This window comes from Mycolicibacterium wolinskyi (assembly GCF_002101965.1).
Taxonomy (GTDB): domain Bacteria; phylum Actinomycetota; class Actinomycetes; order Mycobacteriales; family Mycobacteriaceae; genus Mycobacterium; species Mycobacterium wolinskyi.
Genome location: NZ_LQQA01000004.1, coordinates 54922 through 78209 on the forward strand (window position 1 = coordinate 54922; position 23288 = coordinate 78209).

Consider the following 23288-nt stretch of genomic DNA (forward strand, 5'->3'; position numbering starts at 1 on the left):
GGACCTACTGCCTGCGCTGACGCTTGCGGACCCGCACGGCGCCGGGTGCTGGTTCCTGACCAAATGCCGGGTCCCCGACGGCACGGCGCTGCGCGGATTCCTGGCCGACCGAGGCATCCATCCGGTTGGTGCGCAGCCGCGGTGGACGCTCGACCGGAGGCCCGGCGACGAACGAGCGGCCGGTGTCGGTGGGCGCCGTGACGACGATATCGAGTGACGGCTTCAACTCGCCGCCCAGCGCAGTCCACACGTCGGCGAAAGAACGGTCTTCCGGTGGCGGTAGAGCCACCGTCACCGGAACCGGAAGGCCGAGTGCGGCAATCGAACCGGTGAGGACGTCGGCCGGCAGCGCCTCATAGCGCAGAAAGCAGCTCAGCAGGGCGGCCAGCAGTTGGTGTTCGTCCTCGGGGCGCTGTGTCCAGGCCGCCACGAGATAGGACAGTTTGAAGTATCGCGGTGGCAGATGGCGTGCGGTGACCCGGTTTCCGTCGTACTCGTTGAGCAGGCCACGCTCCCGGCGCCGCAGGTCCTCGCGGATGTCGTAGAGATACACCCCGATCGTGGGGGCGTTGCGGCGGCTCGCCCAATCCTTGGTCGGCGCATCGAATTCCACGTCGACCTCGGTCGGGTCGACGGCTTCGCGCTCGATGAGGGTGCGCAGCGCGTGATCGACTTCAGGTATCACTTGCCTATCGTTCCGTGGAGTCGGTTGTCGGCCTACGAGCGTGTGTTCCGTTGGGAAGGCACTGGTTCCTGCCTCATGGGGCAGGACTCAGCGCACCACCATGCATCGCCCGGATCAGATGAGACCTTCACGTACCGCGTACGCGACGGCGTGGGAGCGGTTGCGCAGCTGCAGTCGGGTGGTGACATCGTGCAGGACGTTTTTCACCGTGCGCTGGCTGTAGCACAGCTGGCGGGCGATCTCGTTCGTGTCGTGACCGTCGGCGATCAACCGCAACACTTGGATCTCCCGATCCGAAAGCCCGGTGAACGTCAAACCGCGTGGCGAAAGCACCTGACGCTGAAGCCGTCCCACCTGACCGAGCAGATTGCCCAGGAGATCGGGCGGGATGACACCCTCACCCGATGCGACCTTCTGGACGGTGCGCACCAGCAGATCCGGCGTCGCCTCACCCCGGCGAAGCAGCCCGCTCACCCCGACCTCCGCGGCGCTGACGACGGTACTGTCGTCGATCGTGCTCATCACGAGGACGGTGTGGGCCACCCCGGCTTTCTTGAGCGAGCGCAGAATTCGGATGGTCTCGTCGTCGAGGGCGTCGGCGACGGCGATGCCGACGTCGACACCGGCGAGATCACCGGCTTCGACGACATCGACTTCAGGACGCATCCGTAGCTGGCTGATCACCCCCGCCTGCAGGATGGGATCGTCGGCGTAGACATATGTGGACACTCGGCGCTGCATGGCAGTTCCCCTTCGGGCGGGCGGTCAGTTGCCGATGAGTATCCGGAAGGGCATCAACGCTGACTCAACAAGATTCAGGCGATTTCTCAACAAACGCTCAACGAGATCTCGGCCATACGTCATCGACGTCAGGCATCGACGCAGGAACATGCCCGGTTCCGGCGGGGCCGAGGGCGCAGCCCATGTCACGGCAGGCGTTGTCCGCGTTGGTTGTTCGGCGTCGGGCAGAACAGATGATCCCACTCAGTAGACCGTGTCGATGGTGCTCGACAGGCCGTTGTCGCAATTCACGGTGACGCGGAACGTCGAGCCTGTCGCGGGTCCGTCGGGCGCGATCCGCGTCTCCGCCGAACCGGCCACGGTGAAGGGGTAATCCCGCCGGTAGCCGATCGCCGTGGCGGTACCCGACACGGCAACGGACGTGAACATGCAACCCACCGGCTTGTCGCTGTTGGCAATCGCCACGGTGGCCGTGCCCGGTTGGTCAAACCTGAACACCAGCTGGGGCGGTGGAGGAGGTGGTGGCGCCGGCGGCGGTGCCGGAGCGGGAGCGGGCTGCGGTGCCGGGCGGGGTACCGCACGGCGCGGCGCGGGCGCTGGGGCGGGCGCCGGTGCGGGTGCCGCGGCCGGGGGCGGCGGTGCCGGGGGCGGCGGTTCCCACCACTCGCTCGTCGCAATGAGTGAGAAGCTCGACGACCCGGCGCTCGCGCCGGTCGTGACGCCGGGCGCTCCCGGATCGGTTACGACGCTTCCGACCGCGGCGATCAACGCCGCGAAGCCGGCCGCCATGCCGACGCGCCGGCACCACGGCGGGAGCAGCAGTGTCTTCCCCGGCGCGAGCTCGTCGTCGATTTCGGCGTCCATGGCTACTCCTTCGGTGCGTACGCGGTGGTGTGGGCGGCCGGCACGAGAACGTGACGCGGACGCGCTGCACCGCACTGGGACGACATGTCGAAAGTGTGCGCGCCGGGAACCACGCCGACGCGAGTAGCGCAATACTCGAATTTCGATCCGCTGCTCGCGCCGGGCGCATGTTCCTGGGAGTTCACGGCTTGATCGCGGTCTTCTGGACGATCACGCCGGTCGCGGCCTTCAACGCATCGGCATCGGCCTCCGGCCCCTCGGCATTGAGCTGCAGTACGTAGAAGCCGCTCGCGTTCTCGATGACTACCGTGTTCTGGGCGATCATTCGGGTCACGCCGTTCTTGGTGTACGAGCCGCCGAGCCTGGACGCGGGGTAGCCACTGAGGGTACTCACTTGACCGTCTCCGCCCTTGTAGCCTGGCAGGTTCCTGACCTCGCCGGGCGCGACCGACAGCAGCTTGTACGGGTCGGCATCGCCCGTCAACTTCACGAGGGTCGCGATGATCTTGGGCGGATCGTTGGGATCGGTCGGTGCTTTGGCGACGATCCCGCCGTACAGGCCCTCGGCACCTTCGGGAATCGGTGTCCAGCCCTCGGGAATCGGCAGGTCGATCGTCGGCGCTCCCGGTGTGCCGCGGGAGACCGTCGTTTCCTGGAGGTTGCTCTTCGCGATGTAGTCGGCGATCGTCTCGTTGCCCGAATCCTGGACGGGTGTCGCGGGAGTCGATGTGGGTGCCGCCGGCGTCGACGTGTTCGGCGACTTGGAGCTTTGAACCACGGTGAACACGATCAGGCCACCGATGAGGATCACACCGATGATCGCGACACTGGCGAACCAGGTGCTGGTTTGCCAGCGTCTTCGGAGCCCCGCAATGGCGGCCGAGATTCCGGTGGCCTTGCCTCGAGGCGACGGTTGCGGTGCCGATTCTCCTTCTGCCGGCGCGGGGCCCGATGAAAGAAACTGGGGTGCTTGGCGATTCGGATCGGTGGGGGAGCGCCTGTGGGTGGCCGCCGCCGGATCGAGGTGGGCGCCCCGCCGCTTCGGCCGATCGTGTTCGGTCGGGGGAACGCTGAGCGGTCCAGACTCGGTGGGCGGCAACGGAGGCTGCGGCAGGGGGCGAGTCATCGGGGTCGTGATGGCGCCCTGGGCGGCGCGCGCCAAGTCCACCGTTGTCGGGTACCGCTTCTCGGGGTCTTTGGCCATCCCGGTGGCGATCACCGCATCGAATTCGGCCGGCACACCCGGGTTTGTGCTCGACGGCCGCGGCGGCGGCGCGGTGAGGTGGCCGGCCACTTGGCTTTCCACGCTGTCACCGGGAAAAGGCCGACGGCCGGTCAGGCTCTCATACAACACGCAGGCCAACGCATAGATGTCCGCGCGGGCATCAACGTCTGACACCCCCAGCCGTTCCGGTGCCATGTATTGCCACGTGCCGATCACTGCACCGGTGGTCGTCAACCCCGTCTCACCTGCGGCGCGCGCAATCCCGAAGTCGATCAGGTAGGCGAAGTCGTCCTCGTCGAGCAGGATGTTGGACGGCTTGACATCTCGATGCACCAACCCGATGCGGTGCGCGGCGTTGAGTGCCTTGGCGACCTCCCCGATGATCCGCACCGCACGTGCGGGCTCCAACGGGCCGTCCGCGGCGATCACGCTCTGCAGGTCGCGCCCCTCGATCAGCCGCATATCCACATAGAGGCGTCCCTCGATCTCGCCGAATGTGTGAATGGGGATCACATGAGGGTTGTTGAGTCCGGCGGCCGCGAAAGCCTCCCGGCGGAAACGCTGCTCGAACGCGGGATCGGAGGCGAGGTGCGCCGAGAGAACCTTCACCGCGACCATGCGGTTGGTCACGGTGTCGAAAGCTCGCCACACCTTGCCCATTCCGCCGCCGCCGAGCGACTCGAGCAACCGGTAGCGGCCGAACGGGGTACCTTCCTCCATCAGCCACCTCCCCATCGACAGAGCACCGGACGAGGCGGGGCCGGTAGGGCTCGGTACGCCCTACTGCGGCTCATCGTGGGCCTGCCACGGCCGAGGTCAGAATTCAATGCTGGTCACCCGCCAGCCGTCGTCCGATTTGGTGGCGGTAACCCATGCGGTATGGCGGATCTCGTCGATCAGCCTGTCGTCCTCGGTCAGCGCGGACTGCACGACCACGACGACGCGATGCATCTGGTCGGTCGAGTTCGGCGGTGTTTCGTCGACGACGAAGTAAGCCTGCGCAGCGACGGTGGAGTTGTCGAGGCGCCACTGATCCCATTGTGATCCGGGACGGGGCTCGGTTGCGGTATCGGCCTGTTCCACCAGATCGTCCGAAAGATAGATTGCCGCCCGCTGATACGCGGCGTCGGGGGAGGCATCGCGAGTGGGATGCCACGTGAACATCGTCTGCACGGCATTCGCGATGACCTGATCGGGGTCGCTGAGGTCCACGTTGGCCGAGCTCGCGACCGGCAACGGGTCCAGTGCGCACCCACTCGCCGGTACGAGGGCGAGGATCGCGGCGAAAACGCCTGCGAGGATTCGGCGTTTCATGTCGCCCGCCGAGCGCGCGACCCCGGGTAGAAGTCGGCTGTCACGACTCCGCGATCCGGATCGGCGTGAATCATCTGGCCGTTGCCGATCGCGATTCCGACATGGGACGGCCGCACCCGGGCGTCGCCGAGAATACCGCCCAGCCGCGTTTTCCCGATGCCCCAGCCACTGAACACCAGATCGCCGGGCTGGACCTGGTCCAACGGCACCTCCTTGCCGAAACTCCATTGCTCGTCTGTCGTACGCGGCAGCAACACCTTTCCGTCGGTGCCTCGATTGACCGCGAAGAACGTCAGGCCCGCACTGTCGAACCCGTCATGGGTCGGACCGTCGAAACTGCCGCCGCCCCAGACCCACTTCTTTCCCTTGAACTTGGTGGCGGCCTCGACGATCGCTCGGTTGCCCGGTGTCGGTCCGGCCGGAACTTGGATCTGAGGCGCGCCGCCGAACGACGGTGAGGCCTCGAATGCCCTGGCGCGCTGCATGATCGTGTACACGTAGGGCTGCGTCTGGATGGTGTAGTCGCCGCCGGACGGCATGCCACGGTTTCTCTGGACTGCCCCGAAACCCGCGTTGTATGCGGCCAGCGCGAGCGCGACCGGGTCGCCGGTGATCGAACCGCTCTTTATCCCGTCCGCGCAGAGTTTGTAGTTCTCGCACATCAGCGCACCCTGGGCCATCACCGCATCCGCGATGCTGTTGACGTCCGGCGGCGGGCCGCTGTTGTCGGCATCTTTGCCCCACACCGCCCACGTGGCGGGCATGAACTGGGCCGGTCCCTTGGCGCCGGTCGGCGATACGGGGGCGTTCGCCCCGTGCCGGAAACCGTTCTCCGCCTCCAATTGTGCGGCCAGCAGCGGCGCCGTGATCCCCGGGCACAACGCGCCCGCCCTGAGAAGCCACGGGACGAACTCCGGTGGAACCACGCCCGGCTTGCGTACTCCGGTCTTGCAATCCGCCGCGGCAGAGACCTGCTGGCCCGCCGTCGCATCCGCGGGCAGGCTCGGCCCGTCCAACACGAACGACGGGTCGACCGCCTGGCCCTGGGTCAGGCGGCCGCCCTCCCAGTACTCGAAATGCAGGTGCGGGCCGGAGGATTGGCCGTTGTTGCCGACCTCGCCGATATGTTGGCCTTCCTTGACGGCCGCGCCTGGCTGTACCAACACACCGTCGGCGTACATGTGGCCGTAGACGGTCGACACCTTGCCGGTGCGGGTTTGCGAATCGACGACGATCCACTCGCCGAACCCGCTCGCCGGCCCGGCCGCCGCGACGGTGCCGTCCATGGCGGCGAAGATGTCGGTACCTTCGCTTGCCGCCAGGTCCACACCCTGGTGCATCGAACTTCCGCGTGGCCCGAACGGTGAGGTCAGGGTGAAGGTTCCGTCGGCGAGCGGCTTGCCGTTGGATGCGCAGACTCCGGCGGCCCATGCCGAGTTCGGCGGGGTGACGAACACCGAGACCAGACACACGCAAAGCGCGACCGGCATGATCCGCGTGCGCATCGTGAGCCGGACTGTCATGGTGAATCTTTCGTCGCCGTCAACGAATTCGACAACACGCCAGTGCGGCGTGCATGAAGTGAGTGTCGCGTCGAGTCGACGGCGTGTCACCCACCCGGCGGGGGTTCTGCCCGTTAGGTCAGCCAGAAGTGCCCGTGTGGCCGTCGCCCAGCACCGATACAAGCTGAACAATGAGGGACACCGTGCGCGACGAGGGTGTCCGATGCGAGGAGCGCGAGGAGGCGGTATGAGGCAGCGACGCGTCCTGCTGGCCGTTGCCGCGCTGTTTGCGGCGATCTCGCTCGTCGTCGTCGGTTGCGGTGGGTCCCAACCGGATTCGGGCTCGGAGCACACGGGCACCGACAACGATGAGCTCGTCCTGTCCGAGGCGGAGAACGTCATCCTCAAGGCGATCAAGACCATGTTCACCTGGTCGCCGGCCCGCGACGATTCGCCGCTGGACGGCTACAACCGTGCGCTGCCGCTTCTCGGCGGTGAACTCCTGGACATCGACATCGAACTGGGCAACAGCGTGCGGGTGCAGGAGTGGAAGGACGCGAAACTGGAGGTCATGGCCGACGCACTGCTCGTGCCGAGCGAACACCCGAAGGACACCCCGGACACCGTCGAGCGTGCCGTGATGCTGACCCTCACAGCGACGGCGCCCGACGGCAAGCTGATCTCGTCCATCACCATGCGAGTCGAGCGGGTCGTGGCCAAGAAAAGTCCCGAGGGTTGGCGCGTCGAGGATGTCAGCTTCTTCCCGGAGAAGGAGATTCGCACCCAGGCGCAGATCTGCCCGCCGGGGCAGTCGAACCAGCCACCGCCCGATGGGCCTTGTGTACCGAATCCGCCGCCCCCCGCGAAGCACTGCCCTGACGGCGCCACAGTCGCCCAGGATGTGGTCTGCCCGCCTCCACAGGGCGGCCCGGAAACCAAGCAGTGCCCCGACGGCACGTCGGTCCCGGCGAGCGGGCCATGCCCGCAACGACGACGACCGAAGCGTGCCCCGAGGGTGCACCGGGGTCATGGCTCGAGGTTAGGAGTATGACGGAAGTAGCGGACCAGTAAGACAATTCGTCAACGCAAACGGCGGACCGGATGGTATCCGGTCCGCCGTCTGAACGAATGGTGATCTAGTCGAGGTAGTCGCGCAGCACCTGCGAACGGCTCGGGTGGCGCAGCTTCGACATGGTCTTGGACTCGATCTGGCGGATGCGCTCGCGCGTGACGCCGTAGACCTGGCCGATCTCGTCGAGCGTGCGCGGTTGTCCGTCGGTGAGGCCGAACCGCAGCCGCACCACACCGGCCTCGCGCTCCGACAGCGTCTCCAGCACCGACTGCAGCTGATCCTGCAGCAGGGTGAAGGAGACGGCGTCGACAGCCACGACGGCCTCGCTGTCCTCGATGAAGTCGCCGAGCTGGCTGTCGCCCTCGTCGCCGATGGTCTGGTCGAGTGAGATGGGCTCACGCGCGTACTGCTGGATCTCCAGCACCTTCTCCGGCGTGATGTCCATCTCTTTGGCGAGTTCCTCGGGGGTGGGCTCGCGGCCCAGATCCTGCAGGAGCTCGCGCTGGATGCGGCCCAGCTTGTTGATGACCTCGACCATGTGCACAGGGATACGGATGGTGCGGGCCTGGTCGGCCATCGCGCGGGTGATGGCCTGCCGGATCCACCAGGTGGCGTACGTCGAGAACTTGTAGCCCTTGGTGTAGTCGAACTTCTCGACCGCGCGGATCAGACCCAGGTTGCCTTCCTGGATGAGGTCGAGGAACGCCATGCCGCGGCCGGTGTAGCGCTTGGCGAGCGAGACCACGAGGCGCAGGTTCGCCTCCAGCAGATGATTTTTCGCGCGATCGCCGTCGCGGCAGATCCACTGCATGTCGCGGCGCTGCTGGACCGGCAGCTTCTCACCCTTTTCCGCCAGCTCGGCCAGCTTCTGGGTGGCGAACAGGCCGGCTTCGATGCGCTTGGCGAGCTCGACCTCTTCCTCGGCGTTGAGCAGTGCGACCTTGCCGATCTGCTTGAGATAGGCGCGCACCGAGTCCGCGGAGGCGGTGAGCTCGGCATCCTTGCGGGCCTGCCGCAGCGCCTCGGACTCCTCCTCGTCCCACACGAAGTCGCCGGACGCCTTGTCCTTCTCGGACGGCTCGGCGATCTCGTCGTCGGCGGCTTCTGGCTTGGCCGCGGCAGGGGCATCGCCCTCGGCAGCGTCCTCTTCGCCCTCGTCTTCGTCGTCGGAGTCCTCGACGGTCTCGTCGTCGGTGTCGAGGTCGTCGAGTTCGAGATCGGTGTCCTCGACGTCAAGATCCTCGCCGGGCTCAGCTTCGAGGTCGTCGGTCACCTCAAGGTCGTCGGTGGCGGCGTCCTCGGGTTTGGTGCCGGGAGCCTTGGCTGCCCGCTTGGCCGGAGCCTTCTTGGCGGGCTTGGCGCCTGGCGTCTTGGCCGCAGTGCTCTTGGCTGCCCGCTTGGCTGGGGCCTTCTTTGCGGGGGTCTTGGTAGCGGTGCGCTTCACCGGCTCTTCGGTTGCCGGGCTTGCCTTTGTCGCTGCCACGTACACCCTTTCGGTCTTGCGTATTTCCGATGGGCATGGGCATACACCACCGGAAGCGTCGTCTGTCGAATGTTGGCGTTGTTATCGGCTGGGATACTCGCCGCTATTCGGTAGGCGGCCGCCGATGACCATTGTAACGACAGTGTGTGGTTTCACCGCGCCGAGCGGCAAATTTCGGCACGTCGGCCGGCCGTCTGGCCGTTGCTACTGCGCGGTAGCCGTGACGTCGACAGCCGAGGCCATGGCGGCACCGACGATGCCCGCGGTGTTCTGCAGCGCCGCGGCCACCACCGGCGTCCGGTTCTTCAGCAGGGGCAGCCACTTGTCGGCTTTGCGGCTGATGCCACCGCCCGCGATGAACAGATCCGGCCAGATCGCGTTCTCGATGGCGATGAGGACCTTGGTCACCTCTTCGCTCCAGCGCTCATAACTCCAGTCCTTGCGCTCCTTGACCGAGGAGGCCGCCCGGTGCTCGGCTTCCTTACCCCCGACTTCGAGGTGACCAAACTCCGTGTTGGGCAACAGAACACCGTTGTGGATCACGGCCGATCCGATGCCGGTGCCGAACGTGAGCAGCACGATGACACCGGTGTTGTCCCTGCCTGCACCGTGTTTCTCCTCGGCGAGGCCGGCGGCGTCGGCGTCGTTGAGCACGGTCACCTGCTGCCCGTCGAGCGCCTTGCTGATGACCTCTGCCGCGTTCACCCCGATCCAGCCCTTGTCGACGTTGGCGGCGGTCCGGACGATCCCCTCGGTCACGACGCCCGGGTAGGTGACACCGACTTTGCCGGTCCATCCGAACTCCCGGACGACGGACACCACGGTCTTGGTGACCGCTTCCGGTGTTGCCGGCTGCGGCGTCTCGAGCTTGAACCGCTCACCGATCAGCTGGCCGGTGTCGAGGTCGACGATGCCGCCCTTGACGCCGCTGCCACCGACATCGACACCGAATGCGCGGCGCCCGGGGTCGCCGTCGGTGGTGGGATCAGCCGCGGTCGACTCGGGTGCAGTCATGGGATGCTCCTTTGTGGGACAGGCAATTGCGTGGCTGGTGAGAAGGCTCGGGGGTGAACTGGGGCGACGCGCCTCACCCTAGTTGTTCGTCAACGCTCGTGCGGGCGGTCCCGCATCCCGGCGAGCGACTTTTCGGCGCAAACGTGTTGCGATAGTGCGGTGACTGAAAACAGTGCCGACTCAGCCCGCCTGCGTGATGTTGCCGAGCAGCTGGCAACCGAAGCCGCAGAATTTGTCCGACGCCGTCGTGGCGAGGTGTTCGGTGCCGCGTCAGGCGCGCCCGATTCGTCGGAGGCCGGGGATGGCGCGGGTCCGATTCGTTCCAAGAGCACCCCCACCGATCCGGTGACCATCGTCGACACCGAGACCGAACGGTGGCTGCGGGAACGGCTGGCGGTACTGCGCCCGGGCGAACACGTGCTCGGTGAGGAAGAGGGTGGCGAGGAGGACGGACGGGACGGTGTGAGTTGGGTCATCGACCCGATCGACGGCACCGTGAACTTCGTCTACGGCATCCCGGCGTACTCGGTGTCCATCGCGGTCCAGCGCGACGGCCGATCGGTGGCGGGCGCCGTCGCGAACGTCGCCGCGGGTGAGGTGTTCTCCGCGGCGTTGGGTCACGGCGCTCAGGTGCGCAGGGGTGATGTCAGCACGCCGCTGCGATGCAGCGCGGCCGACGATCTGTCGATGACACTCGTCGGCACCGGCTTCTCGTATGTCGCCGACAAGCGCAGGCGCCAGGCGCAGGTGCTGGCCGAGATTCTGCCGGTCGTGCGCGATGTGCGCCGGTTCGGCTCGTGTGCCCTCGACCTGTGCATGGTTGCCGCGGGTCAGCTGGATGCCTATTACGAGGAGGGCGTCAACGTCTGGGACTGGGCGGCAGGCGCGCTGATCGCGGCCGAGGCCGGGGCGACGGTGTGGTTGCCGACCGGGTCCGGGCCGGGACGCCTCGGGGCGTGCGCGCCGGGCGTCGCGGACGCGTTGCGCGCCGCCTTAGCAGGCGCCGGTATGGATCTTTGACAGCAGCTCGGTGTCGGCGGGCGCGGTGGCGTCGGGCCGCAGGCTGGCCAGTACGGCGTTGATGTCGTCGCTGCTGCTCAGTTCGGTGAACTCGGTGCCCAGCGCCAAATCGACTGTGGCATCGGGCCTTTCATCCTGGAACAGCTCGGTGCACGGGGCCACCAGCCAGACGGCGGCAGCGGCGGCGCGCCCGGTCGGACCGAACCGGATCTGGCCCTGGCACTCCAGCCGGACGCTGGAGTAGATCGCGTCGTTGGCCGCCTCGGGCTGGGCGAAGCCGAGGTCGCGCAGTTGACCGGCGATCTCGCCTGCCTGCCCGCCCTGGCCGCTGGCGTTGAGCACCCTGATCTTGGTGTCGGCGAGCGGGGCCGGCGTGACTTCGATCATGTCGGAGCCGGCCACCTGCTGACCCAGTTTCGGGGTTGCCGGATCCGTCGCGGGTGGCGGCGCGTTGCACACCGTGGCCTGCTGGACATCGGCCGGCTGGTTGAGGGCGATGATCCAGACCATCAACGTCACCACCGCAAGTGCGACGAGCAACACAATGCTGGGGACAAAGTTGCGCCGACGGAACGGTCGACCGTGCCGGTCGAAAGCGGTGCCTTCGGTGATTTGCGAGACCACCCCTGCACTCTAAGGCCAAGGTCGCCGGGTGCGGCGCCGGAGCTCAGGCCGTAATGTGATGTAAATCACACTGAAACGTGTGGCAATACGGGCACGAATCATTTGGGGAATGCGTTCGACGCTGGTACAAAGCTCTGCTGCAAGGTAAGGGAGGGGACACAGACGATGGCTACCGACTACGACGCCCCGCGGCGCACTGAGACCGACGACGTTTCCGAGGACTCGCTGGAAGAGCTCAAGGCGCGGCGTAACGAGGCGCAGTCCGCCGTGGTGGACGTCGACGAGTCCGAGACCGCCGAGTCATTCGAGCTACCGGGTGCAGACCTGTCCGGCGAGGAACTGTCGGTTCGGGTGGTCCCGAAGCAGGCCGACGAGTTCACCTGCTCCAGCTGCTTCCTGGTGCATCACCGGAGCCGGCTGGCCAGCGAAAAGAACGGTGTGATGATCTGCACCGACTGCGCAGCCTGAGGGCTGCTCAGCCGCTGTAGCCAGATTTGCGGCTCAGCCGCTGCAGCTAGCCGCGGAGCGCCGAGAGCAACCGGTCCGGATGTCTGGTACTGACCAACCAGTACGGGGTGGGGTCATCCGGATCGTCGAGAACCAGCAGCACCATCGGGCCGACCCAGGCCCGGTGCACGACGTAGGCAGCGGGATCCAACTGGCGGCCCAGCGCGGCGGATTTGGCCGACCGCGGCACCTCGGCGGTGCGCGAGATCACGCTGGTCGGCAGGTGGGCCTGGCCGACCCAAACCTCGGTTTCGCCGCCCGGTCGGCTGACCACGCGCAACTCGGTCTTGCTGAACCACATCAGCACAGCCGCCGCGACCGGGAACAACACCGCGTAGGGCACCCATTTCGGCATACCCGACACGCCCATGCCCACCTCGAGAGCGATGATTCCCGCCAGGATCGCTGCGGGCAGCGTCCACCACCAAGGCACCCACAACCGCTCGCGATAGCGCACGGTTTGGGTGGTTGCGCGCGTGTCTGACACGCGGCTCAGAGTAATCTGTGACGTCGTGTCCAACTCTCTGGCGGTCGTCCGATTGGATCGCGAACTCCCGATGCCCAGTCGCGCGCACGACGGCGACGCGGGCGTCGACCTGTACAGCGCGCAGGATGTCGAACTGGCTCCCGGGCAGCGGGCGCTCGTGCCCACCGGGGTTGCGGTGGCGATTCCGCACGGCATGGTGGGGCTGGTGCATCCCCGGTCGGGTTTGGCTGCGCGCGTGGGACTTTCGATCGTCAACAGCCCGGGCACGATCGATGCCGGGTACCGCGGTGAGATCAAGGTTTCGCTCATCAACCTCGATCCGGAGACGCCGATCGTGGTGAACCGTGGCGACCGGATCGCCCAGCTGCTGGTGCAGCGGGTGGAGCTGCCCGAACTGGTCGAGGTCACCTCGTTCGACGAGGCAGGCCTGGCCGACACCTCCCGTGGTGATGGTGGCCACGGTTCCTCCGGCGGACATGCGAGTTTGTGATGGCATTCGGAAAACGCAAGAGCAATGAAACGACGAGCGACCAGGGCAGTGACACGCCCGGCAACGAACGAATCGAGCCTGCTGTGACGGACGAGACTGACGAGGATTTTGACGGCCCGTTCGACATCGAGGACTTCGACGACGCGGCCGTCGCAGCACAGGGCCGGCTGGACCTCGGATCGGTCCTGATCCCGATGCCCGACGGCGGCCAGGTGCAGGTGGAACTCAACGAGGCCGGCGCGCCGAGCGCGGTGTGGGTCGTGACGCCCAACGGCCGGTTCACCATCGCGGCCTACGCCGCGCCCAAGAGTGCGGGCCTGTGGCGGGAGGTCGCCGGTGAGCTGGCCGATTCGCTGCGCAAGGACGCCGCGTCGGTGGCCATCCAAGACGGCCCGTGGGGCCGCGAGGTGGTCGGCGCCGGCAATGGTGGCGTGGTCCGGTTCATCGGCGTGGATGGTTACCGGTGGATGGTGCGCTGCGTCGTCAACGGTTCGCCCGAAACCATCGACGCGCTTGCCGAGGAGGCTCGGGCATCGTTGGCGGACACCGTGATCCGGCGCGGCGACACGCCGATGCCGGTGCGCACGCCGTTGCAGGTCCAGCTGCCCGAGCCGATGGCCGCGCAGCTGCGCGCCGCCGCCCAGGCCGCGGCACAGCAAGGGCAACAGCAGGCGCCGCCACAGGAGCAGCCCCCGGCCGAGCCCGCGGCCCGGCGCAGCGCGCAGGGTTCGGCGATGCAGCAGCTCCGCACCATCACCGGGGGATAGGGGAGCCGCTCACGCCTCCTGCAGGGCGGCGACGCACGCGGCGCCAAGGACGCCGGTGTCGACGCCCATCTGCGCCAGGGTGACGGTGCGCAGCGCCGCACGAGGCACTGCGGCGACCCATTCGAACCCGACCTCGGCCGGGTGTACCGGATCGTCGGTGGCCACCGCCACCCCCATGGGCACGGCGAGCCGCTCCAGCTCGGCGCAGCTGGGGGCGTCGTACCCGGCGGCCTCATCCATGGCCTGAGGCAACGTGGGCCACTGGCCCACCCACGAGCGGGTCAGTTCATCGGCCAGCCACGCCGGGCTGGACTCGCGCATCTGCGCGACGGTGGCCGCAAGCCCGTCCCGGCGCAGTAGGTGGGCCGATTGACGCGCCAGCAACGCCGCAGGAGCGTTCTGCGGGGAACCCATCCAGGGCGGCAGTGCGGCCAGCACGGCCACGGCCCGGCTGGGATGATCCAGTGCCCATCTGGTGGCGACGACGGCGCCGATGGACACCCCGCCCACCGCGATCGGACCCGAGCGGGCCGCGTCGTCGAGCGCGGCCAGGTAACCCGCTACGAGCCGGTCCGGCTGTGGCGGCGGAGTCACCACCATCGCGTTGACGTCATGCAGCGCAGCCGAAAACGCCCGGTAGACGTAGTCGTCGTCGGACCCGGTTCCGGGAAGGAGAACGGTGGTGACACCGCGCAGAATGACGCTCATCACATGATCGTGCCTGGCTCGTCAAATTACCGGCGTGCCGACACACACCCCGCGTGGCATTCGGGGAATAAGAGGTCTACCGTGGCGTTGGTTGGGTGGATCCACGGTGGATCCGCGAAAGGTCAGGAGAGGACCATGGCTACGGCCGAAGGGTATCTGCGCCGGCTGACGCGACGCCTGACGGAGGACCCCGAGCAGCTCGATGTCGAAGAGCTCAGCGACGAAGCGGCCAACACCGGCGCGCAGAAGGCGATCAATTGCCAGCGCGGCCAGGAAGTGACGATGGTCGGGACCCTGCGCAGTGTCGAATGCAACGGCAAAGGCTGTTCTGGCGGCGTCAAAGCCGAATTGTTCGACGGGACGGACACGGTGATGCTGGTCTGGCTGGGACAGCGCCGCATCCCCGGTATCGAATCGGGCCGCACCCTGCGGGTGCACGGCCGCGTCGGCAAGTTGGAGAACGGTACGAAAGCGATCTACAACCCGCACTACGAAATTCAGAAGTGAGCCAGGCCGAAAACGGCCCAGGTAACGCACCCCCAGGCCCCACGAGCGAGCCGGAACCGACATCCGCGCGGCCGAATACCGGGGGCCGGGCGATCCTCGACCAGATGGGCGGCGTGAGCGGCCTCATCTACTCCACGCTGCCGGTGGTCGTATTCGTGCCGGTGTCATCGGCATTCGGACTGATGCCCGCGATCGCGGCCGCCCTCGGCGTGGCCACCCTGATCCTGATCTGGCGGCTGATCCGCCGGGATTCGGTGCAGCCCGCGATATCCGGCTTTTTCGCAGTGGGCATCAGCGCGCTGATCGCCTATCTGGTGGGGGAGTCGAAAGGCTATTTCCTGCTTGGCATCTGGACATCGCTGCTGTGGGCGGTGGTGTTCGGTGTCTCGGTGCTGATCCGCCGGCCGGTGGTCGGATATGTGTGGGGCTGGGTCAATTCGCATGACCGGGGCTGGCGTGACGTCCGCAAGGCGGTGCTGGCCTTCGACATCGCCACGATCACCTGGGTGCTCGTGTTCGCGTCGCGGTTCCTGGTGCAGGAGTACCTCTACGACGCCGACGAAACGGGTTGGCTGGGTTTCGCCAGGATCGCGATGGGCTGGCCGCTGACGGCAGTCGCCGCGTTGGTGACGTATCTGGCCATCCGCACCGCGCAGCGTGCTCTGCATGCCCACCAGGCGGCCCAGACCGCCGACTGAGTGGCTTCAGCGCGACGCGGGGCGCAGCAACAGTTCCCGCAGTTGGTCTTCCACCTCGGTGACCGCCACGAACAGGAGTTCGTCGCCGCCCTCGAGCGGTTCGTCGGATTCGGGCACGATCACCCGTGCCCCGCGCAGAATGGTCACGAGCGCCGCGTCGCGCGGTAGCTCCAGGCGCTTGACCGGCTTACCGCCCCACGGGGTGTCGTCGGGCAGCGTGATCTCGACGAGGTTGGCCTGGCCCCTGCGGAATTCCATGAGCCGCACCAGATCGCCGACGGCGACAGCCTCTTCCACGAGGGAGGCCAGCATGCGCGGCGTGGACACGGCGACGTCGACACCCCAGTTCTCGTCGAACAGCCACTCGTTGCGCGGATCGTTGACTCGCGCGACCACCCGGGGCACCGCGAATTCGGTCTTGGCCAACAGACTCACGACGACGTTGACCTTGTCGTCGCCGGTGGCCGCGATCACGACGTCGAATTCCTCGAGCCGTACCGACTCCAGCATCGTGAGCTCGCATGCGTCGCCCAGGCGCCAGTGCGCGGCGGGGATGGCATCGACATCGATGTGGTCGAGGTTGCGCTCCAGCAGCGTCACCTCGTGATTGCTCTCAAGGAGTTCGCGGGCGATGGAGCGGCCGACGGCCCCGGCCCCGGCGATCGCTACCTTCATCGACGCCACTCCTCACGTTCGTCGTCGGCGCTCATCGTTCGGACTCCAGGTCTTCACTCGGCGGCAGTGCCGCGATGGCGAGTGCTTCGGCGATGTGACCGGCGACCGCCGCGACATAGACCTGATCGCCGGCCTGGATGACGGTTTTCGCGTCGGGCAGATGGCCGCTGCCGAACCGGATCATGAACGCCACGCGCCCGCCGGTGGCGGCCTCGAGGTCGGTCACCCGTCTGCCGGCCCAGCCCTCGTGCAACGGAAGCTCGGCGACGCCGACACTGCCCGAGGGATCACGCCATTTGGTGGTCTCGGTTTCCTTGGTCAGCACGTTGAGCAGGCGGTCGGTGGTCCATGGCACGGTCGCGACGGTCGGAATGCCCAGCCGCTCGTAGACGGCCGCACGCTTGGCGTCGTAGATGCGCGCCACGACACGTTCGACGCCGAAGGTCTCGCGCGCGACCCGCGCCGAGATGATGTTGGAGTTGTCGCCGGAGGACACCGCGGCAAACGCGCCGGCCTCTTCGATCCCGGCCCGCAGCAGCACATCGCGGTCGAAACCCATGCCCAGGATCCGCTCGCCGGGAAACTCGGGGGACAACCGGTGAAATGCGGTGCTGTCCCGGTCGATTATGGCGACGTCGTGGCCAATTCTGGCCAGGCTGTCTGCGAGGGATGCGCCCACGCGGCCACATCCCATGACAACTACACGCACCAGACGGTCCTTTCCGGCAGCAGAAAGATCAAGCTATCTCAACCCGTGCACTGACGAACGCTACAGCTTTCTGACACCCGTTCGCCTTCGGGCTTACTCTTGGCACTCGTGTCCAAGCTTTCGACGGCAGCGCGCCGGTTGGTCCTGGGGCGGCCGTTCCGCAGCGACAAGCTGTCCCACACGCTGCTGCCCAAGCGGATCGCGCTGCCGGTGTTCGCCTCCGACGCGCTGTCCTCGGTGGCATACGCACCGGAGGAGATCTTCCTGGTGCTGTCGGTGGCCGGGCTGACGGCTTACTCGATGTCGCCGTGGATCGGCCTCGCGGTCGCCGCGGTCATGCTCATCGTGATCGCGAGCTATCGCCAGAACGTGCACGCCTACCCATCAGGCGGCGGCGACTACGAGGTCGTGACCACCAACCTGGGTCCGACCGCCGGCCTGACGGTGGCGAGCGCACTGCTCGTGGACTATGTGCTCACGGTCGCGGTCTCGATGTCGTCGGCGATGTCGAACATCGGCTCGGCGGTACCCTTCGTGGCTCAGCACAAGGTGATTTTCGCGGTCGTCGCGATTCTGCTGCTGGCGTCGATCAACCTGCGCGGAATACGGGAGTCCGGCACCGCATTCGCGATCCCCACCTACGCATTCATGTTCGGCATGTTCATCATGCTCGGCTGGGGCCTGTTCCAGATCTATGTGCTCGGCCATCCGTTACGCGCGGAGTCGGCCGGATTCGAGATGCACGCCGAACACGGCGAAGTCCTCGGTTTTGCGCTGGTGTTCCTGGTGGCGCGCGCGTTCTCGTCCGGTTCGGCCGCGCTCACCGGCGTCGAGGCGATCAGCAACGGCGTGCCCGCGTTCCGCAAGCCCAAGTCCCGCAACGCGGCCACCACGCTGCTGCTGCTCGGCCTCATCTCGGTGACGCTGTTCATGGGCATCATCATGCTGGCCAAGGCGACCGGCGTGCAGATGGCCGAACGTCCGCACGAACAACTGGTCGGCGCGCCGCCCGATTACCACCAGAAGACGCTCATCGCGCAGCTCGCCGATGCGGTGTTCCACGACTTCCCGATCGGCCTGTACCTCATCGCCGGTGTCACCGCGCTGATCCTCGTGCTGGCGGCCAACACCGCGTTCAACGGGTTCCCGGTGCTGGGCTCGATCCTGGCGCAGGACCGGTTTCTGCCGCGGCAGCTGCACACGCGAGGGGACCGGCTGGCGTTCTCCAACGGCATCCTGTTCCTGGCGTTCGCCGCGATCGCGTTCGTCGTGGCGTTCCGCGCCGAGGTCACCGCACTGATCCAGCTCTACATCGTGGGCGTGTTCGTGTCGTTCACGCTCAGCCAGATCGGCATGGTGCGGCACTGGACCCGGCTACTGCGCACCGAAACCGATCCGGCGGTCCGCAGGCACATGATGCGCTCGCGGATCATCAACGCCATCGGTCTCACCGCCACCGGTGCGGTGCTCGTCGTCGTTGTGGTGACGAAGTTCCTCGCCGGGGCCTGGATCGCGATCCTGGCGATGACGGCGCTGTTCGTGTTGATGAAGGCCATCCACAAGCACTACGACACCGTGGCCCGCGAACTCAACGCGCAAGACGAAGGCGAAGAAGGCGACATCGTGCTGCCGAGCCGCAACCACGCGGTGGTGTTGGTTTCGAAGCTGCACCTGCCGACCAAACGCGCGCTGGCGTATGCGCGTGCCACCCGGCCCGATGTGCTGGAGGCGATCACGGTCAGCGTCGACGACGCCGAGACCCGTGCGCTGGTGCATCAGTGGGAGGACAGCGATATCAGTGTGCCGCTCAAGGTCATCGCGTCGCCGTATCGCGAGATCACCCGTCCCGTGCTCGATTACGTCAAGCGGGTCACCAAGGAGTCACCGCGAACCGTGGTCACGGTGTTCATCCCCGAATACGTCGTCGGGCATTGGTGGGAGCAGGTCCTGCACAACCAGAGTGCGCTGCGGCTCAAGGGCCGCCTGTTGTTCATGCCGAACGTCATGGTGACATCTGTTCCGTGGCAGCTGAATTCGTCGGAGCGGCTCAAGGCGCTGCAGCCGCAATCGGCGCCGGGGGATGCTCGCAGGGGATTCTTGGAGTGAACGAACTGACACTCACCACCGGGCCCGCGGCCAACGGTGGCAGTTGCGTGGCCCGCCACGAGGGCCGGGTGGTGTTCGTGCGGTACGCGCTACCCGGTGAGACCGTGCGCGTTCGTGTCGTCGACGAGCGCGGATCTTATTGGCGCGCCGAGGTTGTCGAGGTCATCGAGCCATCGCCGGATCGCGTCGATTCGCTGTGCCCGATCGCCGGCGTGGACGGTGCGGGCTGCTGTGACCTGGCGTTCGCCGATCCGGCGGCCACGCGCCGGCTCAAGGGCGCTGTCGTCGCCAACCAGCTGGAGCGGCTGGGTGGGTACCACTGGCGTGACGAGGACGCGGCCGCCGCCGAATCGGTTGGTGCGTCCGGGGCGACGGGGTGGCGCACCAGGGTCCGGCTGGACACCACGGCGGATGGGCGCGCGGGTTTTCACCGGTATCACAGCGCCGAGCTCGTCACCGATCTGGGCTGTGCGCAGTTGCCGGACGGTCTGGTGACGGGTTTGGCCGAGACCCGGTGGCCCGGCGGTGCGCAACTGCACATCGCCCTGGATTCCGATGGCGTACGACACGTGGTGCAGTCGGGGCCCAAGAACGGCCGCAAGAGCCCGACGCGGGTGGTCGAGGGCGATTACGAGGCCGTGCAGCGGGTCGGGCAGCGCGTATGGCGCGTGCCGGTGACGGCGTTCTGGCAGGCGCACCGCGGTGCCGCAGCGCTCTACAGCGAGCTGGTGGCCGGCTGGGCGCAACTGCAACCGGGGATGACCGCGTGGGATCTGTACGGCGGCGCCGGGGTTTTCGCCGCGGCATTGGCCGAGAGCGTGGGGGAGAGCGGGCGCGTGGTCACCGTCGACACCTCGCGTGGCGCCTCGCGCTCGGCGCGCACCGCGCTGGCTGACCTGCCGTGGGTTTCGGTCGTCACCGATTCGGTGCGCCGGGCCCTGGCCAGGCGGGACCGGCCCGCCGATGTCGCGGTGCTCGACCCGCCGAGGACCGGGGCCGGCCGTGAGGTGATCGACCAGCTCGCCGGCGCCGCGGTGCGCAGGATCATCCACATCGGTTGTGAGGCCGCATCATTCGCGCGCGACGTCGGACTGTACCTCGGCCACGGTTACGCCGTCGAGGAGATCCGGGTGTTCGACTCGTTCCCGCTCACCCACCATGTGGAGTGCATCGCGGTGCTGACCCGTTAGCCGACAGCACCCCGTTGCGAGCGGTGCCTGCGGCGCAGGACCGGGCTGTATGGCGTGGGGTCGATGTCGGGTCGCCTGCCGTCCATGAGGTCGGCGAGCATCCGGGCCGAACCACACGCCATGGTCCAGCCGACGTTTCCGTGCCCGGTGTTGTAGTACAGGTTGTCGTGGCGGCCCAGCCCGATCAACGGTGGGCCGTCGGGCGTCACGGGACGTAGCCCGGTCCGGTAATGGGCGCCGGCCCAATCGATCGCGCCCGGGAACAGGCGGTCGCCCGCGGCCAGGATGCGGGCGTAGTCCGCGGGCGCCGCGCTGCGGTCGTATCCGACGAACTCCGCAGTGGCCGACATCCGCAGCTCACTGCCGAACGGTGACCACGCCACCATGTAGCGCTCGTCGATGCCGCCGAGCGCCGGCGCCCGGTCCGGGTCTTTGATGGTCGCGGTGACGCTGTAACCCTTCGCCGGATACACGGGCAGGTACACCCCGATGTCACGGGCCAGTAGCGGGCTGGCCGATCCGGCGGCCAGCACGACGGCGTCCGAGCGAACAACACCGTCTGCGGTCCGCATGCCGTTGATGGTCGACCCGTCGGTGGTCAGACCGTCGATCGCAGTGGACAGGTGGAACTCGACGCCCTGTCGGCGAGCGGCAGCGGCCAGCGCCGTGGAGAACTTGTGCGGGTCTCCGGTGCCGTCGGACGTGTCGTGGATCGCCCCGGCGAACTCACCGGCGGCGTGGCGCAGGGCCGGTTCGACCGCGGCGATCTGCTCGGAATCGAGCGCCTTCTGCTGACGACCGTGATCGCACAGCAGCGCCGATCTGCCTACCGCGTCGGCGAATTCGGGCTCACTGCGGTACAGGTAGAGCACGCCCTTGTCGGTCTGGTTGAACTCGAGCCCTTCGCGATGGGCGATCTCGTCGAGCAGTCGTTGGCTATAGCGCGCGAGTTCGAATTTCGCCAGCGTGTTGGCACGTGACCGAGACGGTGTGCACTCACGAAGGAATCGAAGTCCCCACCGGGCCAGGGCGGTATCGGCCCGCCGCACCCTGATGGACGTCTCCCGGCCCGCCAGTGAGCGCAGCAGCATCATCGGCGCACTCGGCGATGCCCACGTGTATGAGTGTCCCGGCGCGATCAGACCGCCCGTGCTCGCCGAGGTGTCGGTGGCCACTTGGGGTCGCCGGTCGTAGACGTGGACCTCATGCCCACGCTCGGCCAGTGCGTGCGCGGTCGCGACGCCCACCACTCCTGCCCCGATGACAGCTACCTTCACTTCGAACTTCCTCCTTCGACTGCACTTTGGTCAGAACTGTTGTCGCGCAGCACTTCCTGGACGTAGAAGCGCCAGCCGAGAAATCCGACCCAGAGGGTCACGACGATGACCAGAACGGGTATGCCGTAATACAGCAGGTTGAGCATCATGCGGGTTCTCCTTGTGCGACGAGGGCCGGTTGGTGCCGGCGTGGGTAGCGGTTGGCGGTCGCCGCGGCGACGACGATGTAGACGACGAGATTGGCCAACACGCCGGGGATGAGGCCGTCGGCGAGTCCGAACGGTGCGTCGAGCCCCCACTGCCACACCGCGGTCACGAGAGCACCCGCGGCGATCGCCGACAGGGCGGCGGGCGCCGAGCGGATCCCGAACAGGACGGCACCGAACAGCGGCACGATGATGGTGGGCGCCCACAGCGCGTAGCTGTAGAGCAGCGCGTCGACGATGGACGGCACACTCAGCGCGAAAGTCGTTGCGGCGGCGCCGACTATGACACTTGTGGTGCGTTCGACCGTGAGGCGCCGTTTGGGCGGCAAGGGGTCGACGCGCATCGGCTGGTAGACGTCCTTGGTCAGGACGACGGCCGTGGAATTCAGATAGGAACTCGCGGTGGACATCACGACGGCCAACAGCGCCGCGATGACCAATCCCAGGATGCCGACCGGCATCAGTTGCATCACCACGGTCGGCAGCGCTTCGTCGGTCTTGATGTCGGGGTAGAGCACGAGTGCGATCAGCCCGATCGACGCGGCCGTGAAGTAGAAGCAGAACGAGAAGAATCCGGCCATGGTGTAGCCGATCTTGGCGTGGCGCGAATCGGGCGTGGAGAACGTGCGCTGTGCGTACGGCGGCACCAGCGTCTCGCCGAGCAGTAGCGCCACGAACAAGGTGAGGAATTTCAGCGGCGTGTAGTCGCCGAGCAGCGTGAGGTGATCGGCGGGCACCTGGTCCAACAGCGAGGCCGGGCCGCCCACCGCGTGCAACCCGATCAGCAGTGCGACCGGCAGGAAGACGCCGAGGAAGACGAACTGCAGCATGTCGGTCTGGATCACGGCCCACGCCCCGCCGAATGACGAGTACAGCACCACGACGCCCATCCCGATGATCACCGCCGGGCCGGTCGGGACGTCGAGGGTCGCGTTGACCACGGTTCCGATCGCCAGTGCCTGAGCGCCCAGGATCCCCGAACACAACGCGAGGGACAGGATTCCGGTGACCACCCTGGCCGCCTTGCCGTAGTGCTCGTCCATCACGTCGCCGAGAGTGTGGGCACCGCGGTAGTTCTTCAGCCGAGGGGCGATGAACAGCCCGACGAGTACGGTCTGAATTCCGAACGCGCAGAACGCGAACATGTAGACGTAGCCGTCGCGCATCGTCGCACCGGCGACGCCGATCGATGCGCCACCGCCCAGGAATGCGGCCGCGAGGCTGCCGAAGAAAACCGGCCAGACGATCCGGTTGCCGGCGACTGCGAAATCGTCGGGATCCTTGATCCGCTTCATGGTCTGCAGCCCGATCACGACCAGCAGCGCGAAATAGCCTGTGAGCAAAGCCCAGTCGAGTGGTGTCATGTGAACTCCTTGCCGAATTCGCACCATCGTATGGAGCAAACGTGACCTACGTC

The 23288-nt window shown here is 67.1% G+C and carries 25 protein-coding genes; 9 read left to right on the forward strand and 16 right to left on the reverse strand.

The genetic code is table 11. From position 1 onward, the window contains the following. Positions 1 to 4: 4 nt before the first annotated feature. The 6 genes from AWC31_RS00865 to AWC31_RS00895 all read right to left on the reverse strand — a co-directional run bounded on the left by AWC31_RS00865 (position 5) and on the right by AWC31_RS00895 (position 6352). Complete coding sequence (locus tag AWC31_RS00865; RefSeq protein WP_067851212.1) at positions 5 to 685, reverse strand: Pvc16 family protein; 681 nt, start codon at positions 683 to 685, stop codon at positions 5 to 7. Between the two features lie 114 nt (positions 686 to 799). Next, a complete protein-coding gene (locus tag AWC31_RS00870) occupies positions 800 to 1426 on the reverse strand; it encodes a response regulator transcription factor (RefSeq protein ID WP_067851214.1) in 627 nt (208 codons plus the stop codon). A 243-nt stretch (positions 1427 to 1669) separates the two neighbouring features. Continuing rightward, positions 1670 to 2290 carry a hypothetical protein gene (locus AWC31_RS37585; RefSeq protein ID WP_085141930.1) on the reverse strand — a complete coding sequence of 207 codons (621 nt, stop codon included), beginning with the start codon at positions 2288 to 2290 and terminating at the stop codon, positions 1670 to 1672. Between the two features lie 181 nt (positions 2291 to 2471). Further along, complete coding sequence (locus tag AWC31_RS00885) at positions 2472 to 4235, reverse strand: LpqN/LpqT family lipoprotein (protein WP_085141932.1); 1764 nt, start codon at positions 4233 to 4235, stop codon at positions 2472 to 2474. Positions 4236 to 4331: 96 nt separating this feature from the next. Next, entirely contained in the window at positions 4332 to 4829 is a 498-nt protein-coding gene (locus AWC31_RS00890; RefSeq protein ID WP_085141934.1) for a hypothetical protein, read from the reverse strand. Beyond that, positions 4826 to 6352 (reverse strand): peptidoglycan DD-metalloendopeptidase family protein, encoded by a 1527-nt coding sequence (locus AWC31_RS00895; protein WP_165765876.1) that lies wholly within the window; start codon positions 6350 to 6352, stop codon positions 4826 to 4828. Before AWC31_RS00895 ends, AWC31_RS00890 begins: the two co-directional genes overlap by 4 nt. Before the next feature lie 226 nt (positions 6353 to 6578). Between AWC31_RS00895 and AWC31_RS00900 the strand changes: the two genes are divergently transcribed. Beyond that, positions 6579 to 7382, forward strand: coding sequence for a hypothetical protein (locus AWC31_RS00900; protein WP_085141936.1), 804 nt, complete (start codon positions 6579 to 6581; stop codon positions 7380 to 7382). An 85-nt stretch (positions 7383 to 7467) separates the two neighbouring features. On the opposite strand, the gene AWC31_RS00905 is transcribed toward AWC31_RS00900, so the two are convergent. Then, positions 7468 to 8886 (reverse strand): RNA polymerase sigma factor, encoded by a 1419-nt coding sequence (locus tag AWC31_RS00905; protein ID WP_067851437.1) that lies wholly within the window; start codon positions 8884 to 8886, stop codon positions 7468 to 7470. 204 nt (positions 8887 to 9090) lie between these two features. Further along, positions 9091 to 9900: a polyphosphate--glucose phosphotransferase gene (ppgK, locus tag AWC31_RS00910; protein ID WP_067851224.1), complete on the reverse strand. Its 810-nt coding sequence runs from the start codon at positions 9898 to 9900 to the stop codon at positions 9091 to 9093. A 159-nt stretch (positions 9901 to 10059) separates the two neighbouring features. On the opposite strand from ppgK, the gene AWC31_RS00915 reads away from it, so the two are divergent. Continuing rightward, positions 10060 to 10920 carry an inositol monophosphatase family protein gene (locus AWC31_RS00915; protein ID WP_085141938.1) on the forward strand — a complete coding sequence of 287 codons (861 nt, stop codon included), beginning with the start codon at positions 10060 to 10062 and terminating at the stop codon, positions 10918 to 10920. On the opposite strand, the gene cei is transcribed toward AWC31_RS00915, so the two are convergent. Then, positions 10894 to 11544: an envelope integrity protein Cei gene (gene cei / locus AWC31_RS00920; RefSeq protein WP_067851229.1), complete on the reverse strand. Its 651-nt coding sequence runs from the start codon at positions 11542 to 11544 to the stop codon at positions 10894 to 10896. The two genes, AWC31_RS00915 and cei, sit on opposite strands and share 27 nt — an antisense overlap. A 165-nt stretch (positions 11545 to 11709) precedes the next feature. On the opposite strand from cei, the gene AWC31_RS00925 reads away from it, so the two are divergent. Then, positions 11710 to 12012 (forward strand): DUF4193 domain-containing protein, encoded by a 303-nt coding sequence (locus tag AWC31_RS00925; RefSeq protein WP_067851231.1) that lies wholly within the window; start codon positions 11710 to 11712, stop codon positions 12010 to 12012. A gap of 46 nt (positions 12013 to 12058) precedes the next feature. On the opposite strand, the gene AWC31_RS00930 is transcribed toward AWC31_RS00925, so the two are convergent. Next, positions 12059 to 12538 (reverse strand): DUF3093 domain-containing protein, encoded by a 480-nt coding sequence (locus tag AWC31_RS00930; protein ID WP_067851232.1) that lies wholly within the window; start codon positions 12536 to 12538, stop codon positions 12059 to 12061. Positions 12539 to 12563: 25 nt separating this feature from the next. On the opposite strand from AWC31_RS00930, the gene dut reads away from it, so the two are divergent. Continuing rightward, entirely contained in the window at positions 12564 to 13028 is a 465-nt protein-coding gene (gene dut / locus AWC31_RS00935) for a dUTP diphosphatase (protein ID WP_067851235.1), read from the forward strand. Then, positions 13028 to 13795, forward strand: a complete 768-nt coding sequence (locus AWC31_RS00940; protein WP_085141940.1) for a DUF3710 domain-containing protein — start codon at positions 13028 to 13030, stop codon at positions 13793 to 13795. Before dut ends, AWC31_RS00940 begins: the two co-directional genes overlap by 1 nt. A gap of 9 nt (positions 13796 to 13804) precedes the next feature. Here the strand turns inward: AWC31_RS00940 and AWC31_RS00945 are convergent, their stop codons facing one another. Beyond that, positions 13805 to 14503, reverse strand: coding sequence for an alpha/beta fold hydrolase (locus AWC31_RS00945; RefSeq protein WP_085141942.1), 699 nt, complete (start codon positions 14501 to 14503; stop codon positions 13805 to 13807). Positions 14504 to 14638: 135 nt separating this feature from the next. Between AWC31_RS00945 and AWC31_RS00950 the strand changes: the two genes are divergently transcribed. Together AWC31_RS00950 and AWC31_RS00955 are read left to right on the forward strand one after the other, a co-directional pair. Continuing rightward, positions 14639 to 15010 (forward strand): OB-fold nucleic acid binding domain-containing protein, encoded by a 372-nt coding sequence (locus AWC31_RS00950; protein WP_067851241.1) that lies wholly within the window; start codon positions 14639 to 14641, stop codon positions 15008 to 15010. After that, entirely contained in the window at positions 15007 to 15708 is a 702-nt protein-coding gene (locus AWC31_RS00955; RefSeq protein WP_085141944.1) for a DUF3159 domain-containing protein, read from the forward strand. The genes AWC31_RS00950 and AWC31_RS00955 overlap by 4 nt, the downstream gene beginning before the upstream one ends. A 6-nt stretch (positions 15709 to 15714) precedes the next feature. Here AWC31_RS00955 and AWC31_RS00960 read toward each other — a convergent pair whose 3' ends face one another. Both AWC31_RS00960 and AWC31_RS00965 read right to left on the reverse strand, forming a co-directional pair. Further along, positions 15715 to 16383 carry a potassium channel family protein gene (locus AWC31_RS00960; RefSeq protein WP_067851245.1) on the reverse strand — a complete coding sequence of 223 codons (669 nt, stop codon included), beginning with the start codon at positions 16381 to 16383 and terminating at the stop codon, positions 15715 to 15717. A 31-nt stretch (positions 16384 to 16414) separates the two neighbouring features. Next, positions 16415 to 17092 (reverse strand): potassium channel family protein, encoded by a 678-nt coding sequence (locus AWC31_RS00965; protein ID WP_085141946.1) that lies wholly within the window; start codon positions 17090 to 17092, stop codon positions 16415 to 16417. 99 nt (positions 17093 to 17191) lie between these two features. On the opposite strand from AWC31_RS00965, the gene AWC31_RS00970 reads away from it, so the two are divergent. Together AWC31_RS00970 and AWC31_RS00975 are read left to right on the forward strand one after the other, a co-directional pair. Then, positions 17192 to 19198, forward strand: coding sequence for an APC family permease (locus AWC31_RS00970; RefSeq protein ID WP_207626268.1), 2007 nt, complete (start codon positions 17192 to 17194; stop codon positions 19196 to 19198). Further along, on the forward strand, positions 19195 to 20388 hold the full coding sequence (locus AWC31_RS00975; protein WP_085141950.1) for a class I SAM-dependent RNA methyltransferase: 1194 nt from the start codon (positions 19195 to 19197) through the stop codon (positions 20386 to 20388). Before AWC31_RS00970 ends, AWC31_RS00975 begins: the two co-directional genes overlap by 4 nt. On the opposite strand, the gene AWC31_RS00980 is transcribed toward AWC31_RS00975, so the two are convergent. From AWC31_RS00980 to AWC31_RS00985, 3 genes are read right to left on the reverse strand one after another with little or no spacing between them, the layout of a single operon-like run. Further along, the gene (locus AWC31_RS00980) at positions 20385 to 21665 is read right to left on the reverse strand and encodes a D-amino acid dehydrogenase (protein ID WP_085141952.1); all 1281 of its coding nucleotides are present in this window, start codon (positions 21663 to 21665) and stop codon (positions 20385 to 20387) included. The two genes, AWC31_RS00975 and AWC31_RS00980, sit on opposite strands and share 4 nt — an antisense overlap. Next, positions 21662 to 21814, reverse strand: coding sequence for a hypothetical protein (locus tag AWC31_RS37250; protein ID WP_165765877.1), 153 nt, complete (start codon positions 21812 to 21814; stop codon positions 21662 to 21664). Before AWC31_RS37250 ends, AWC31_RS00980 begins: the two co-directional genes overlap by 4 nt. Beyond that, entirely contained in the window at positions 21811 to 23235 is a 1425-nt protein-coding gene (locus AWC31_RS00985; RefSeq protein ID WP_085141954.1) for a sodium:solute symporter family protein, read from the reverse strand. Before AWC31_RS00985 ends, AWC31_RS37250 begins: the two co-directional genes overlap by 4 nt. Positions 23236 to 23288: the final 53 nt, after the last annotated feature.

Bases quoted from the DNA above. Each gene is read 5' to 3' on its own strand.
- AWC31_RS00870 (WP_067851214.1), bottom strand. From the start codon at position 1,426: ATGCAGCGCCGAGTGTCCACATATGTCTACGCCGACGATCCCATCCTG.
- AWC31_RS37585 (WP_085141930.1), bottom strand. From the start codon at position 2,290: ATGGACGCCGAAATCGACGACGAGCTCGCGCCGGGGAAGACACTGCTG.
- AWC31_RS00885 (WP_085141932.1), bottom strand. From the start codon at position 4,235: ATGGAGGAAGGTACCCCGTTCGGCCGCTACCGGTTGCTCGAGTCGCTC.
- AWC31_RS00890 (WP_085141934.1), bottom strand. From the start codon at position 4,829: ATGAAACGCCGAATCCTCGCAGGCGTTTTCGCCGCGATCCTCGCCCTC.
- AWC31_RS00895 (WP_165765876.1), bottom strand. From the start codon at position 6,352: ATGACAGTCCGGCTCACGATGCGCACGCGGATCATGCCGGTCGCGCTT.
- AWC31_RS00900 (WP_085141936.1), top strand. From the start codon at position 6,579: ATGAGGCAGCGACGCGTCCTGCTGGCCGTTGCCGCGCTGTTTGCGGCG.
- ppgK (WP_067851224.1), bottom strand. From the start codon at position 9,900: ATGACTGCACCCGAGTCGACCGCGGCTGATCCCACCACCGACGGCGAC.
- AWC31_RS00925 (WP_067851231.1), top strand. From the start codon at position 11,710: ATGGCTACCGACTACGACGCCCCGCGGCGCACTGAGACCGACGACGTT.
- AWC31_RS00940 (WP_085141940.1), top strand. From the start codon at position 13,028: ATGGCATTCGGAAAACGCAAGAGCAATGAAACGACGAGCGACCAGGGC.
- AWC31_RS00945 (WP_085141942.1), bottom strand. From the start codon at position 14,503: ATGAGCGTCATTCTGCGCGGTGTCACCACCGTTCTCCTTCCCGGAACC.
- AWC31_RS00950 (WP_067851241.1), top strand. From the start codon at position 14,639: ATGGCTACGGCCGAAGGGTATCTGCGCCGGCTGACGCGACGCCTGACG.
- AWC31_RS00960 (WP_067851245.1), bottom strand. From the start codon at position 16,383: ATGAAGGTAGCGATCGCCGGGGCCGGGGCCGTCGGCCGCTCCATCGCC.
- AWC31_RS37250 (WP_165765877.1), bottom strand. From the start codon at position 21,814: ATGATGCTCAACCTGCTGTATTACGGCATACCCGTTCTGGTCATCGTC.
- AWC31_RS00985 (WP_085141954.1), bottom strand. From the start codon at position 23,235: ATGACACCACTCGACTGGGCTTTGCTCACAGGCTATTTCGCGCTGCTG.